This window comes from Clostridium carboxidivorans P7 (assembly GCF_001038625.1).
GTDB lineage: Bacteria > Bacillota > Clostridia > Clostridiales > Clostridiaceae > Clostridium_AM > Clostridium_AM carboxidivorans.
This window is the reverse complement of the sequence record NZ_CP011803.1, coordinates 2,075,616-2,091,146: the sequence shown is the minus strand read 5'-3', so window position 1 is coordinate 2,091,146 and position 15,531 is coordinate 2,075,616. Positions and strand designations below refer to the sequence as shown.

14 protein-coding genes are annotated in these 15,531 nt (G+C 29.4%); 9 read left to right on the top strand and 5 right to left on the bottom strand.

The genetic code is table 11. The features are described from left to right. Positions 1-14 precede the first annotated feature (14 nt). The 5 genes from Ccar_RS08965 to Ccar_RS08945 all read left to right on the top strand — a co-directional run bounded on the left by Ccar_RS08965 (position 15) and on the right by Ccar_RS08945 (position 3,316). Positions 15-230 carry a heavy-metal-associated domain-containing protein gene (locus tag Ccar_RS08965; protein WP_007063304.1) on the top strand — a complete coding sequence of 72 codons (216 nt, stop codon included), beginning with the start codon at positions 15-17 and terminating at the stop codon, positions 228-230. Between the two features lie 288 nt (positions 231-518). Next, a complete protein-coding gene (locus Ccar_RS08960; RefSeq protein ID WP_007063305.1) occupies positions 519-1,427 on the top strand; it encodes a DMT family transporter in 909 nt (302 codons plus the stop codon). Positions 1,428-1,542: 115 nt separating this feature from the next. Then, positions 1,543-1,932 carry a hypothetical protein gene (locus tag Ccar_RS08955; RefSeq protein ID WP_007063306.1) on the top strand — a complete coding sequence of 130 codons (390 nt, stop codon included), beginning with the start codon at positions 1,543-1,545 and terminating at the stop codon, positions 1,930-1,932. Positions 1,933-2,018: 86 nt separating this feature from the next. Continuing rightward, on the top strand, positions 2,019-2,927 hold the full coding sequence (locus Ccar_RS08950) for a DMT family transporter (RefSeq protein ID WP_007063307.1): 909 nt from the start codon (positions 2,019-2,021) through the stop codon (positions 2,925-2,927). 38 nt (positions 2,928-2,965) lie between these two features. Then, complete coding sequence (locus tag Ccar_RS08945; RefSeq protein WP_007063308.1) at positions 2,966-3,316, top strand: SdpI family protein; 351 nt, start codon at positions 2,966-2,968, stop codon at positions 3,314-3,316. 96 nt (positions 3,317-3,412) lie between these two features. Here the strand turns inward: Ccar_RS08945 and Ccar_RS08940 are convergent, their stop codons facing one another. Together Ccar_RS08940 and Ccar_RS08935 are read right to left on the bottom strand one after the other, a co-directional pair. Then, on the bottom strand, positions 3,413-4,114 hold the full coding sequence (locus Ccar_RS08940) for a DUF6033 family protein (protein ID WP_007063309.1): 702 nt from the start codon (positions 4,112-4,114) through the stop codon (positions 3,413-3,415). Between the two features lie 303 nt (positions 4,115-4,417). Further along, complete coding sequence (locus Ccar_RS08935) at positions 4,418-5,374, bottom strand: L-lactate dehydrogenase (protein WP_007063310.1); 957 nt, start codon at positions 5,372-5,374, stop codon at positions 4,418-4,420. Between the two features lie 333 nt (positions 5,375-5,707). Here Ccar_RS08935 and amrA point away from each other — a divergent pair, with 333 nt between their 5' ends. Both amrA and Ccar_RS08925 read left to right on the top strand, forming a co-directional pair. Next, positions 5,708-7,114: an AmmeMemoRadiSam system protein A gene (gene amrA / locus Ccar_RS08930; protein ID WP_007064650.1), complete on the top strand. Its 1,407-nt coding sequence runs from the start codon at positions 5,708-5,710 to the stop codon at positions 7,112-7,114. A 119-nt stretch (positions 7,115-7,233) separates the two neighbouring features. Continuing rightward, positions 7,234-8,628: a hypothetical protein gene (locus Ccar_RS08925; protein WP_007063313.1), complete on the top strand. Its 1,395-nt coding sequence runs from the start codon at positions 7,234-7,236 to the stop codon at positions 8,626-8,628. Between the two features lie 631 nt (positions 8,629-9,259). Here the strand turns inward: Ccar_RS08925 and Ccar_RS08920 are convergent. Beyond that, positions 9,260-10,582, bottom strand: a complete 1,323-nt coding sequence (locus tag Ccar_RS08920; protein ID WP_007062416.1) for a transglutaminase domain-containing protein — start codon at positions 10,580-10,582, stop codon at positions 9,260-9,262. 216 nt (positions 10,583-10,798) lie between these two features. Between Ccar_RS08920 and amrS the strand changes: the two genes are divergently transcribed. Next, a complete protein-coding gene (amrS, locus tag Ccar_RS08915; RefSeq protein WP_007062417.1) occupies positions 10,799-11,653 on the top strand; it encodes an AmmeMemoRadiSam system radical SAM enzyme in 855 nt (284 codons plus the stop codon). 18 nt (positions 11,654-11,671) lie between these two features. Here amrS and Ccar_RS08910 read toward each other — a convergent pair whose 3' ends face one another. Further along, a complete protein-coding gene (locus Ccar_RS08910; RefSeq protein ID WP_007062418.1) occupies positions 11,672-13,036 on the bottom strand; it encodes a Na+/H+ antiporter NhaC family protein in 1,365 nt (454 codons plus the stop codon). A 42-nt stretch (positions 13,037-13,078) separates the two neighbouring features. Continuing rightward, the gene (locus Ccar_RS08905; protein ID WP_007062419.1) at positions 13,079-13,648 is read right to left on the bottom strand and encodes a TetR/AcrR family transcriptional regulator; all 570 of its coding nucleotides are present in this window, start codon (positions 13,646-13,648) and stop codon (positions 13,079-13,081) included. Positions 13,649-13,883: 235 nt separating this feature from the next. Here Ccar_RS08905 and Ccar_RS08900 point away from each other — a divergent pair, with 235 nt between their 5' ends. Beyond that, entirely contained in the window at positions 13,884-15,446 is a 1,563-nt protein-coding gene (locus Ccar_RS08900) for an FAD-dependent oxidoreductase (RefSeq protein ID WP_007062420.1), read from the top strand. Positions 15,447-15,531: the final 85 nt, after the last annotated feature.

The window sequence follows — 15,531 nt, the reverse complement described above, 5'->3', positions numbered from 1 at the left end:
AGGTGGAATAATTTATGAAAAAGAAGATAATTGTTGAAGGAATGAGTTGTGGACATTGTGTTAATCATGTAAAAACAGCGTTAGAGGAAATTAATGGTGCAACTAATGTATCTGTAGATTTAGATTCTAAAACAGCTGTAGTTGAAGCTAGTAGTGAAATTAAAGATTCTGATATTAAATTTGCTATTGAAGATGCAGGTTATGAAGTAGTTTCAATAGAACAAGCATAGTATTTATATACCAAAATTAAATTTAAAAATATAAAGAAGCTGTTTTACTATAGAAATTCATTTATATGGTAAAATAGCTTTTTTTATAGTAATTATACTAATTTAACTTTGAATTTTATGGCATTTTCATATAAACTATTATAGTAAATGTTATGAACTATAAAGTGAGTAAAATGTGATTTTGTATGACAATGTATATTCATGGAATTGCTTAAAATAGAGTCATAGCATCTTTGATAAAATCTTTAAACAAAAGAAGTTAATATAAAAGAGTAAGGGTGATAACAAATGCAATTTCAATTAAGGGTAAAAGGAATAATACTTGTAATTATAGGTGCTATGTTATGGGGAGTATCAGGTACTGCTGCTCAATATTTATTTCAACAAAAAGGCTTTACTGCAGAATGGCTTACTGTAATTCGTTTATTACTATCAGGTATAATATTATTATTGTATGCTTTAATAAAAGAAGGACAAGATATATGGAAGATTTGGAGTACTAAATACAATGTACTTAGCCTTATACTTTTTAGCATTATAGGAATGTTAGGAGTACAATATACATATTTTGCTGCTATTAACTATGGAAATGCAGCTACAGCTACAATACTTCAATATTTGTCGCCAGTAATAATCACTTGTTATTTATCTATTCGTACTAAAAAGATTCCAAGTCTGCAGGAAGTTTTAGCTATTGCTTTAGCAATGTTAGGTACATTTTTTATAATCACAAAAGGTAATATCCATAGCATATCAATTTCTAAGTTAGCATTATTTTGGGGAATTAGTTCTGCTTTTGCAGCAGCTTTTTATACACTGCAGCCTCATAAACTTCTTGCTAAATGGGGCTCTACTCTTGTAGTTGGATGGGGGATGCTAGTTGGAGGAATTGCCTTTAGTTTTATTCATGCACCTTGGAATTTTACAGGTATATGGTGTATTAATTCAATAATTGCAGTTATATTTGTAGTACTATTTGGAACTGTTATTGCCTTCTATTGTTATTTGGAAAGTTTAAAATATATAAAACCAACAGAAACAAGTGTACTATCTTCTGTGGAACCTTTATCTGCAGCTTTCTTATCTGTAATATGGTTACATGTTCCGTTAGGTATATGGCAGTGGATAGGAACAATATGTATTATAACTACCATTATAATATTGTCATGTATGAAAAATAAGAAAGGTACAGCTTAATTTAATAACACTTTAAAGTTGAGTTATCAGTATTTAAAAATATTGCAAAGCTTTTAATGAATTTGAATATAAAATCAGTTATAATAAAGAAAATAGTATAGAAACGAGGGATAGCTTGAAAAAGAGTATATTACCAATGTTAACTAAATCACTTTATATTTTATTTGCAATTGGAACTATAATTTTACTGTGGATGGTTTATAATCACATAGATGGGAAAATGGCTCTCCATTTTGGAATAGCATATGTATTTTTAACTTTGTTTTTAATTGTATATGTTCCTATTGTTACAATTTTTAGTTTGAGAAAATTTAAATGGTCTTATGTAGAGAAAAGATTGTATAAGTTTTTTATTTCATTTATTGTGTTTGGAACTTTAAACTATGCATTTGATTATATTTTTAGATCTTCAAGCATAAATTTATTTAGAAATCTTTCTATTGCATTAGGTTTGGCATTTGGAAATTCTTTTAGTGATATTATATTGAAGAAAAAGGAAATTTAGTATATTTAGAAGAAGCTTATTATTTCTCAAAACATATGTCATTTAATCAAGTAAGTGTTATTTTTTACTAATTGGAGGTCGTTTATATGAATTTAGACAAAGCAAATGCAGAGAATCTTGAATCAATGAAAAATGCAAAGATAAAACTTGTAGCCTCAATGCTTATATTTGGTAGTATTGGATTATTTGTTAGAAATATAGATATGCCTTCTAGTATAATTGCATTGGTTAGAGGAATAATAGGAAGCACATTTCTATTTATAATAAGTTATGTAATGCACCGAAATGCATCATTTAAGGCTATTAAAGCTAATTTGCTGCCATTAATGGTATCTGGAGCTGCTATAGGTTTTAACTGGATTTTTCTATTTCAAGCGTATAAGTATACTACAATAGCAAAAGCTACTTTATGTTATTACTTTGCACCTGTACTTGTGATATTTCTGTCACCATTTATATTGAAAGAGAAATTAAATGCAACAAAGGTTATGTGTATTATAGGTGCCATGATAGGTATGTTTTTAATAGTGGGAATTGGAAGTAGTGCAGCAGAAAAAAATCAATTTTTGGGTATTTTATATGGCACTACTGCAGCAATTCTTTATGCAAGTGTAATTATAACAAATAAGTTTATAAAAAACTTATCAGGTATGGAAAGTGGCATGGTTCAACTAGGTGTAGCTGCAGTGGTTTTATTACCTTATGTATTTGTTACCGAAAAAATATCAATTATACAATTGAACTTTAAAGCTATTTTGTTAATTTTGGTAGTAGGAATTGTGCATACAGGAATAGCTTACCTTTTATATTTTTCTGCTATATTAAAACTTAAAGGACAAACTATAGCAGTATTTAGTTATATTGATCCTATATCAGCAATAATTATGTCCAGTGTGTTCTTAGGAGAGAGAATGACAATAATACAGCTGTTTGGTGGTATTTTAATATTAGGTACAACTTTTATTAATGAGTTATGTGGAAAAAACAGCATATAAATAGGAAATATATAGTATGCTAAAAGGAGGCATTTATTATGTTACATTCCGAATATTTAATTGGAATAGTTCTCATGACTGTTGGAGTTATACTTAAATTGTTTCCCCCAGAGCATATAAATAGCTGGTACGGATATAGAACGCCATTTTCTATGAAAAATAAGGCTATATGGGATGAGGGAAATCGTTTCACAGCAATTTTGCTTGTATACATTGGTGCTTCATCTTTAATAGTGGCAGTATTAAGTGATGTAATATATATAGGTAATTTTGATAAAGCATTTAAAATTTCAACAACTATATCGATAATAGGGCTTTTATGTTCCATACCATTAACAGAAATTCACTTAAGAAGGTTATTTGATAAAAATGGAAATAGAAAAGTGTGATTTTTATACATTAATAAATATGATAAATTAAAAAAATCAAAATCTGATTTAAATAAAAAACAGATTTTGATTTTATGTAAAATTTTATAGCTTAGATTATCTATTTGAATTAATCAAATTTGCATTAAAATTATTAAATAGATTTCTATTATAATTTTTAGCAACTTTTTTCTGTAAGTTTGCAGCATTAGTATTTGTTTCAGACATTAATTCCAATCTTTTAGCTTCTGCTTCTTTTTGTTCTTCTAATTTTTTATATTTTTCTTGTAATATTTCATTAAGATCTATAGGTGAGAGCTTGCCAGGTTCCTTTTTGGATTTTGAGTCGGAATCCGAATTTGACTTTGGATTAATAGGTTCGGTAATTGCTCCACCAAAAAAATCACCGTTTTTATCAATACCAGTAACAGTAGCTACTACTCTCTTGCCCTGCAGAGCATACATACTTTTTAGCCAGGCTTCTGCAGCAGGTTCCCATTGAAGTTTTGCTTCTAAATCTTCTGCAGCTTTAGGGTCGGATGCTACCTTTTTTAAGTAAGTAGGGTCTATTCTAATATTTCCCAAACCCTTAACATCAGGAGGCATAAGTTTACCTGGTGCAAGACCTCCTAATCCTGCTTGAAATTTTAAATTAGGAAATTTGCTGGAAAGTTCTTTAATATAGTCATCTACAGAACTATTTTTATTACTAGATGTTAATTCAGTAGTTGATTTTGAAGCAGCTGTAGGATCAGTATTTTTTGTTTCAATGTTATTATTTAAATTATAATTATAATTAGTAGATGATACTGATGTCATAAAAATTCCACCTTTCTTTAAATGTGTTTAATTAACTTTTTAGCAATAATGTTAATATAATATTTGATTACTTTTTTCTGTGTAGTAAATTGGATTATTTAACATTTTTAAACTAAATATTCCTATTTATTGTATCGAATTTAAAAGGAAATACTTTAATTTAAGGCAATGAATAGTGTTTGTGTGTGGTAAAAATGTTAAACATATTTACACCTAATACATATAAAAGATTGCTGATAAAATATATGTTTGTCAGCAATCTTTTATATGTAGGTTATTTATTGACCAAATGAATCCTATGTTTTATATAAGATTTTTTATACTACTAATATAATTTTTTATGTTCAAGGCTGAACTATGTAAAAGCTCAATTTCTGATGAAGAAATAGGGAGCTTTACAATTTCTTCTACACCATTTTTGCCTAAAACTGCAGGTGTTCCCATGAAAATGTCACTTATGTCGTATTCACCTTTAAAGAAAGTTGAAACAGGCAGCACTATTTTTTTATCTAAAATAATTGCTTCAATTATTTTGGAAATACACATGGATATTCCAAAACAGCTGTGTTCGTCACAAGCTCTTATATCCCAACCTGCTCTTTTAGTTTTATTTTCTAAGAAGCTTTTAACTTTTTCATCGAAATCCTTATTGCAATTTTTGTTAATATAGTCTTTAATTGGAACATTATTTATCTTTGTATGGCTCCACAATGTTACTTGTGAATCACCATGTTCTCCAATTACACATGTTTCAATTTCGCTGGAATTTATGTTGTAGTAATCTCCAATGAAATATTTTAATCTTGAGGTATCAAGAAGAGTGCCTGTACCAACAATGTGATTTGAAGGAAAAGAAGAAAGCTTAAAAGCTGTATAAGCCATAATATCTACTGGATTGGTGACAAGTACAATAATACAGTCCTTATTATATTTTATTATGTTGCAGATAATTGATTTGTATATTTCAATATTATCCTTAAGTACATCTAGTCTTGAGCCATTTTTCCCTGCAACTTGCCCTACAGTAATGGCAACAATGTGAGAATCTTTTATATCTTCATAGCTGCCACTTCTTACTCTTGTATTTCCAAACAATGCAGCACCATGAGAAATATCTATGGACTTACCCTCAGCTTTAGTTTTATTTCTATTTATAATAACAATTTCAGATGCAACATTACACTGCATAAGATTACAGGCGGTTTGTCCACCAATAGCACCTGCTCCAATAATAGATACTTTTGCATTTTTAATACTCATGATATACCTCCGTAAATAGTTGCTGTTTATTTTAACATTATTTATATCTTACAACTGTTTTTTTATTTTAATTTTACTCTTATTTTGAAATTTAAACCACATTAAGCAAAAGCACTTATATTGTGATTGGAATTAGTATTTTTGTTTTTTTGCCATAGGGTAAATTTTATTTTTTGGTTAAAATAACAGCTGAAACATAAACTATATTAGAACTTCATCGAAATGTACAATAAATTATGAAGATAATACTTTGCCAGGTAAATTCTTAAAATATGAGAAAAACTTTAGATAAGGTTATTTAAAAAAATTAAAATATTAATAGAGGTGATTTTTATGAGCTTACAAGGTTTTTATTTAATGCCACATCCACCAATTGTGATTCCAGAGGTAGGAAAGGGAGAAGAAAAAAAGATTACTAGTACTAGTAGTAGTTTGCATACCATAGGAAAGGAAATTGCTGAAAAATCTCCTGATACTATTGTAATAATAACTCCTCATGGCACCATGTTCCAGGATGCCATTGCACTCAGTCATGAAGATGAAGTTTCTGGAGATTTAAAAAACTTTGGAGTTTCTGGTGTTTCTATGAAATTTCCAATTAATAAAGCGCTTACTAGTAAAATTTATGAATTATCATATAAAGAAGATATAGCTGTTGCAATGGCTACAGATTCTCTTCTAAATAAGTATAATACTTGTGTTTTTCTAGATCATGGAGCTATGGTTCCTTTGTACTTTATTAATAAATACTATAACAATTATAAACTTGTACATATTACTTATACAGGATTAGGTGATATTGATTTGTATAAATTTGGTATTAACATTAGCAAAGCAGTAGAGGAATTAGGCGAAAATGCTGTTGTCATAGCAAGTGGGGATTTGTCACATAGATTAAAGGAAGATGGACCTTATGGTTATAACCCTTTTGGTGAAAAATTTGATAAAGAGTTTCTTAATCATTTAGAACAAGGAGATGTGAAGGGTGTTTTTAATATGGATAGAGAAACCATATGTAATGCTGGAGAGTGCGGAAGACCTTCCACTGTAATTTTACTTGGTACATTAGAAGGTAAAAAATTTAATGGAGACCTTTTAAGTTATGAAGGTACTTTTGGGGTAGGTTATGGTGTAATGAGGTTCAATATTATTTCTGAAGATTCACCTAAGTTAGGAGAGTTAGAGGAGCTTCGAAGAGTTTACTTGGAAAAAAGGCAGAAGGATAGTGATGCTTATGTAAAACTAGCTAGGGAAAGTCTTACAAGTTATTTAAGTGTAGGAAAGCAAATGAAAAAGCTTCCAGGTTATGTAACAGAAGAAATGAAAAATAATAAAAGAGGAGTATTTGTATCCTTAAAAAAGCAAGGAGAATTAAGAGGCTGCATTGGAACTATATTTCCTACAACTGAAAGTGTTGCAGAAGAAATTATACGAAATGCCATTGAAGCTGGAATTAATGATCCTAGATTTTATGAGGTACAGGAAGAAGAACTTTTGGATATTATCTTTTCAGTGGATGTCTTAACAGAACCTGAAGCATCTTCCAAGGAAGAATTAGATCCAAAGGAATATGGTGTAATTGTAAGGAGTAAGGGAAAAACAGGCTTGCTGCTTCCAGATTTAGAAGGTGTAGACACTGTAGAAGAACAGTTATCAATTGCTTTGCAAAAGGCTGGTATAGCATCTGATGAAGAGTATACAATAGAAAAATTTAGAGTGATTAGACATAAAGAAATATAAATATAGATACAGATTATGTTTTAAAAAATAATTAAATATTATATTGCTATAATATACAATATCACTTTATATAAGCTTTGCATAATCTATTAGTGAAGTAATTTTAAAAGAGGGAAAAAATGAGTGTAGTATTAACGCCCCTTCACTATATCTATTTAATCTTTATCTTTATAATTATTGCAGCTATGGCCAAGAAAAGAGATATTTCACTAATCTGTATAATTGGTATATTTTTACTTGGATTAATAGGCACAGGTTCCTTGTATCATTCTACTATGGGAGTGTTTAACAGCTTTGTTTATGCTACTAAAGAACTTATGCCAACTATATTTATTATATCTGTTATTGTTGCTATGAGTAATGTCTTAATAGAATCTGGCATAAATGAAGAAATAGTATCTCCTTTTAAAGGAATAATAAAAAATTACTGGATTGCATATTGGGTTATTGGTATAGTTATGATGATACTTTCTTGGTTTTTCTGGCCATCTCCAGCAGTAGCTTTAATTGGAGCGTTATTTTTACCTATAGCAAAAAAGGTAGGGCTTCCAGCTATAGGGGTGGCAATATCAATGAATTTGTTTGGTCATGGAATAGCTTTGTCAGGGGATTATATAATTCAAGCAGCACCTAAACTTACGGCAGATGCAGCAGGCATTCCAGTATCTAGTGTGGTTAGCGCAAGTATTCCTTTAGTAATTACTATGGGATTAGTAACCACTATAACAGCATTTTATTTACTTAGGAAGGACATCAAATTAGGAAAAATATCCACAGAATATACTATGGAAGAGGAAAGTGACAAAGAAAAACCTAATTTAGTTGCTCTTTCAAAAAATTTTAAGAGAATTTTAGCATTAATAACTTTGGCTTTATTTATTGTAGACATATTTGTTATGTATACTGCTAAACTACAAGGAGGAGATGCTACTGCACTTATAGGTGGAACAGCTATATTTATAATGAGTTTGCTATCTATAGTAACTTATAGAAATCAGGCTTTGGAAAAAATAACGAATAATCTTGTTAAAGGATTACAGTTTGGTTTTAAAATATTTGGTATAGTTATACCTATAGCTGCATTTTTCTATTTAGGAGATTCAGCTTTTACTGAAATATTTGGAAAGATATTACCAGCTCATTCTAATGGTATAGTTAATGATTTGGGTGTATGCTTAGCTAATTTAGTACCTCTTAATTCTGCAATTGCATCTACAACTCTTACTATAGTTGGTGCAATCACAGGTTTGGATGGATCAGGATTTTCAGGAATATCTCTGGCAGGTTCTGTAGCAAAGCTATTTTCTACAGCTTTAGGCGGAGGAGTAGCAACTCTTACTGCATTAGGACAAATAGCAGCTATATGGGTTGGTGGAGGAACCATAATACCATGGGCTGTAATACCTGTAGCAGCTATATGTGGAGTGGATCCTTTTGAGTTAGCTAAGAAGAATTTAAAACCGGTTATTATAGGTTTGATTGTTACCACGGTGGTTGCCATGTTTATTATATGATTTCAAAATTATGAATATGCATAATTTTGAAATGTTTTTAGATATCTAACTTAACTTTCGCAGTTTAAAAATTAAGGGATACAACCGAATTTAAACGAAGTAACTTTCAACTGTACTCCGATTGATATATGCTGTGAAGGAAAACTCACTTCATTAAGAAGTTCTAATGCTTGAGATATTGAAAAATGGCTACCTCCTCAAATGCGACGTCCTGTCGCTTTCGGAGCTTTTGCCGTCCTGGCAAAAATTACGCCATTTTTCAATATCTCAAGCAAAGAACTTCTAAAATTCGTTCGCATCTTCCTTCACAGCATATATCAGTCTGCGTACAGTTGAAAGTTACTTCTTAGTACATTGCTTGTACACATAATACATTATTGTATGACTCTCAATAAAAAGCGCAGCTTGTTTTTAAATGAAATATATTAGCCTAGCAGTAGGCTACGCCTTAATTTTTAAGCATTATAAGTTATGATTATAAATATAATTTTGACTTACTAAAACTACTTATGACAATGTAATTATGTGCGTACATTTTGACTTGCTAGTTTGAATTTTAACCCTTATCATATATCATGGAATAAAAGCTAAAATCCAAACATCTACTGCAACTTACGTCGCATTATGCTTATTAATTTAATTTTTCAATTTGTGTTTGTATGCTGCTGCTTACATTACTTCCTTGAAAATATCGGGAATATATAGTATTATCTTTATCTTCACCAGCTGTGTCATAACCAGAAATAAAATGAGTTGGACCGCTTAAGTTTGAAAAATAACCATAATCTATAGTTCTATTTCCATCATAATAATATAGATTAGTTGGTTCTGCAATTATCCATCCGAATTCTGGCAAGTAATACTCTGCCCAAGCATGCCTATAGTTATTTCCACTTGCTATATTACTATTGAAGTTTTCTCCATCAATCCAATATCCAGTAACAATTCTAGCAGGAACGCCTGAAGCTCTTAAAAGTGCAGCAAATAATTCAGAATAATCTTCACATACTCCTTTAGATGTTTGTAAAGCATTTAAAGCTCCTTTGTTTTTATTATTTTGATCGTAATTCATATAGCTATTTACAAATTCATAGGCTTTTTTTGCCTTATAATAAGGATTATCTATTCCAGCAAATAATTCTTTTGATTTGTCTATAATAGCTGAATTATTACTTTCTATCTTATCAGAAGCTGATGTATATTTAGTATAATCACTAAAGTTGCTATAATCTCCAGAGGTTTTAGATAGATCTTTTATATATTTTATTCCGCTGACCTGTATAGTTCTAGTAACTTGATATTGTGACTTTTCTCCAGCTTTTAAATAAGTAGAAGCTGTAAGTTTTTTATTTACAGAATTTGAGGAAGTAATTTCTGCATTATCACCAGCTACTTTTAAGTCCACTTCTTTCTGGTAAGGAGAATCACTTGGACTTCCGATATTATAGGTTACATCTAATTTTGTATCATTATCACTAGTAAAAGTTAAGGTATCAGTAATTTTATAGGTATGTGTATCCAGTAAAGAATAACTGGAAGGATCGATAGCTTGTACACCACTTTTAGTGGTAAATTTCATAGTTCCAGGATTTTCAAGAGAAGCTCCATCTAAAGCTTTTATGTTGTTTATATACATAGTATAAGTCTTACCTGGAGTATATTTAGTTGAAGGTTTTAAGAAAACAATATTTTCATTAGAATTTAAGTCTAATTTTATAGGATTACCAGTCTCATCAACAATTTTTACATTTTCACTAGTTACAGTATTCTTATCAATATTTTTTGAAAATTTAATATTCCAAGTTTTATCTGTATTTACATTATCCTTGGAAGTAAAAATAGTGTAATTGCTTTGGGCAAAAACAGTACTAGTGGAAAGTAATATTAGTAATGAAATTAGAAAAAGATGTACTTTAAATATTGAGAATTTTTTAGCACCATTTTTTAGAAACATAATTTCACCCCTTTTGAGTCATATTAATTATATTATAGCATATTAGGTTTAACGTTGTTATTAAGGAAATTTATTCATAAATTGGAAGTTAGGTGAGAATTATATATGATTATAGTATGTAACAAAAACTTATTTTTGTTAGTAGTTATAAGAAAATTGTAGCGTTAATATTTACAAAATTAAGTATATAATACATAAAAATTTGAGGTGAAATTTATGAAGACACATGCTATGTTTTATGAAAAAATTAAAGATAAAATTCACTGTTTTTTGTGTCCGCACAATTGTGTTATTGAAAATGGACATTTTGGGAAATGCAATGTTAGAACTCATGAAAATGGGGAGCTTTTTACTATAAATTATGGAGAAATAACTTCAGCATCTTTGGATCCCATAGAAAAAAAGCCTCTTCATTATTTTAGACCTAACACTGAAATTTTTTCAGTAGGAAGTTTTGGATGTAATTTCACTTGTGGTTTTTGTCAAAATTACAACATTTCACAATTTAAAGCTGAAAGTAGGTTTGTACCTAAAGAAAATTTAGTAGAAACTTCACTAACTATGAAAAACAATATAGGATTGGCATTTACTTATAATGAGCCAAGTATTTGGTATGAATATGTATACGATTGTGCTAAACTTCTAAAAGAAACAGACCCTGCTTCTGCAGTAGTACTTGTTACTAATGGATATATTAGTGAAGAACCTTTAAAAAAGCTTCTTCCATATGTAGATGCTATGAATATTGATTTAAAAAGCTTTAATACTAAATACTATAAAGATCTTTGTGGAGGGAGTTTAAAGCCTGTGTTAAAAAACATTGAAATAGCTGCAAAACACTGCCACGTGGAGATTACCACATTACTGGTAAGTGGTGAAAATGATAATTTAGACGAAGTAGAGGAAATTGCAAAGTTTATAAACTCTGTAAATCATGATATTCCCCTACATCTTTCAAGATATTTTCCAAGATATAAACTTGAAAATTCGCCTACAGATGTAAACTTTATGATGGAAGCGGAAAAGGTTGCTAAAAAACACTTGAGTAAAGTAATTTTGGGTAATGTATAAATAGATTATATAAGGTTATTAATATGAATGGCAGAATTTAAAAACACAATAACCAAAAATAAATGTAATTAAAGGTGAAAGATAACATAATATTGCATAAGGAGCATAGGCTGTAGTAGGAACTCCCGTTGTTATAAATATAAATAATGAATTTACATTCCATGGAATAAGGGGCGCAATAATTGCACCGGTGTCAGCCATAGTTCTAGCTAAAGTAGAATTTTTAATTCCTAACTCTTTATATTTATCACTTAAAAGTTTTCCGGGAAGTATTATGCCAACACTTTGATCACTTATGGCTGTTAAGGCACCACTTATTAATCCTGTTTTTAAAATAAGTTCTTCACTTGATTTAATTTTAAAAGTTATTTTCTTAATTATAGGAATTATAAGCCCAGTTTCTTGAAATATGCTGCTTAAACTCACTGCACCTGCTATTATAAGCAATACAGGTATCATAGACACCATACCGCCGCTAACTAATACTGTATTTAACTGAACAGAATTGGTATTTATACTGTAACCACTTAATATAGCTGTAATAATATGATTAAAGCCTGCCTTTTGAAAAACAATAGAAACAACTATTCCAGCAATTAATGCTAAAAATACTGATTTTAACATTTTAATTCCTAAAAATGACATGATTATAATACTTAAGGGTAGAAGCAATATTAAAGGTGAAACAACAAAGTTTTTATCAATAGCATACATAAAGGTATCTATATTAGAATTTGCAGCAACTATACTGTATTTTTTCCCTATAAAATAATATATTGATGCAGATATAAAATAAGTTGGAATTAGTGTCTTTAGTATAGATATTATGGCTTCCTTATAATTTATTTTTACAGTTTCAATGGTAAGGTTAAAAAGATTTGATAAGGGAGAACTCTTATCTGCTATAAAAGCTCCGGAAACTATGGCTCCTAAAAGAATATAATTGGGTATACCAAATATTTTTGATAGTGCTAATAATGCAATTCCTATACTGCTTATGGTTCCAAATGCTGTACCCATAAATATTGATACTATTGACGTAAGTATAAAAGCAGAAAGTAAAAAATTTGTACCCTGCATATATTTAAGTCCATAGTACAGCATAGTTGGTACAACTCCAGAAGACATCCATATGGAAACCATAGCTCCAATTAGCAGCATTAAAATAAAAAGAGATTTACATTCATAAAGTCCTTTTTTTATCATGTTTAAAAGTTCAATTATTGAAAAACCGCTTTTTACACACAAGCATATGGAAACAATTATGCTAGCAACAAAACCATAAAATAAGGATGCGTTTAATATAATACAGCTAGTGATTGAAATAAGGGTAAATATTAAAATAATGTAAGTGTATTTTTCGGAAATTTTATTTTCATTCATGTACCATCCCACCAATCCTTTCTAAATGAAGATTTTAAGAATTTAATCATTTAATAATCCATTCCAGTATATTTCCCATGAAACTTTAAATTTTTGATTAAATCTTTCAATTCCTCCATACATCAATGCTACCAATAGTCCATCCAAAATAGTCAAAAAAGAAAGAGTAGCTCTTTCAGCTTTTTTCGAAAAAGCTTTTTCACTTAAAAATAATTCATTTAGTAAATTTTCAAGTTCTGAAAAGTATAGCTTGAAATTATAAACAACTTCTTCTCTTAAATGAACTGGCGGCATATAAGCCATACGTAGTACAAATTTCATATTACATTCCTCATTGTTCACATATCGTTCTTTAAATTTTAATATAAAATCTTCCAAATAGCTTTTTAAGTCAGAATGATAATGAGAAAAAAACTGATGTAAAAATTTAGTTTCTTCATCAATAACTTCTTTCATAACTGTAATAAATAATTCATCCTTACTTTTAAAATGAGAATAAATTGATTGCTTTTTTATTCCAACTTCTTCAGCAATGTCAGAAAGTGAAGCACCATCATAGCCTTTTTCTGTAAAGTTTAGTAGAGCAGCTTTCTTTATTTCTTTAATAGTCATTTAAGTTCCTCCTTACGACCGTTCGTAAATTTATTTCATAATATAATAAATATTTGGAAAAGTCAACCTTAAAAATGTTAATATTTGTTGTTATGGTAGATGTATGGTTATAAAATACATAATGTAGTTTGAAATAATGGAGTATAAGTAATGTTAATAATATAAATATTTTTACTTAGGGAAACACAAAATAAAAACATGTATTTGTTTAAAGAAATAATAAGGAAGTGAAGTTATGGATAAAAATAAATGTATTAATAATAGTGGTTTAATATCAAAATCTTATTGGCTTGATTCAACTTATGAAACAAAGTATCCTATTTTAAAGAAAGATATTGAAACTGATATTGCAATTATAGGAGGAGGTATTACAGGCATTACTACTGCTATTCTTTTAAAAGAGGAGGGTTTTAAAGTTGGGTTATTTGAAGCAGATAGGATAGCTCAAGGAACTACAGGTCATACTACTGCTTATGTTACTTCACAACACGATATAATATACAATGATTTAATAAACAGTATGGGAAATGAAAAAGCTAGGCAATATGCAGAAGCCAATGAAGGTGCTATAGATTTTATAGAGAACATGGTAAACAAATATAATATTGACTGTGATTTTTATAGGCTGCCAGCATATATTTATACCACAGATGAGAATTATGTTGATACTATAAAAAAAGAAGCTGAAGCAGCTAAAAGCTTAGGAATAAATGCAAAGTATGTTGAAAATTTAGATTTGCCATTTCAAGTAAAGGGTGCATTATGTTTTGAAAACCAAGGACAATTTCATCCTAGAAAATATCTTCTTAAAATTGCAGAAAATATTCCAGGCAGTGGAAGCGAAATATATGAACATACAAGAATTGTAGATATAGAACATGATGAAGTGTATACTTTGATAACAGATACAGGTATTAAGATAAAAGCTCAAAAGGTGGTTTTGGCTTCTCATTTTCCTTTTTATGATGGTCTAGGCTTATACTTTGCAAAACTGCGTCCACAAAGGTCATATGTAATAACTGCAAAAATAAAGGATAAATTACCAAAAGGTACTTTTGTAGATGCAGGAGAAGCAGGATGGTATTTCCGTTCACAAAAATACAGAGATGGTGAGATGATAATTATAGGAGGTCAAGATCACAAAACTGCTCATGGCAATGATATGGCAGAATGCTATATGAATTTAAAAAATTATGCTGAAAACACCTTTAATATTGAAAAGTTTATGTATGTATGGTCAACCCAGGATTACATAACCATAGACGGTATTCCTTATGTAGGTAATTTAACTTCCTCATCAAAAAACATTTATGTTGCTACAGGTTATGGTGAGTGGGGGATGACAAATGGAACAGCCGCTGCAAATATAATAAGGGATCTTATTGTTAAAAATGAAAGTCCTTATGAAGATGTGTATAATCCTTCACGTAAAATTATAACTGAAGGAATTAAAAATTTAGTTAAAGAAAATTTTGATGTTGCAAAGGAATTAATAAAGGGAAAACTTGAGATTGGACAGTATAACGCTGATTTAGAAAATGATGAGGGAAAGGTGATAGATGTTCATGGAGAAAGATATGGTGTATATAGAGATAAAAATGGCAAATTACATTTAGTTGATATAACATGTACACATTTAGGATGTGAATTAAGGTGGAATAGTGCAGAAAAATCATGGGATTGTCCTTGTCATGGTTCAAGATTCACCTTTGAAGGTGATATTATAGAAGGTCCAGCTGTAACAAGATTAAATCACTATGGGGAAGGAAAAAATACTATTGATTCAAATGTATTTTAGATATGTTTTACAATATTAAAAGAAAATAAAATTAAAGTACAATAAAAGGTGAAAATAGCATTTTAAGCTAAAATTCACCTTCTAT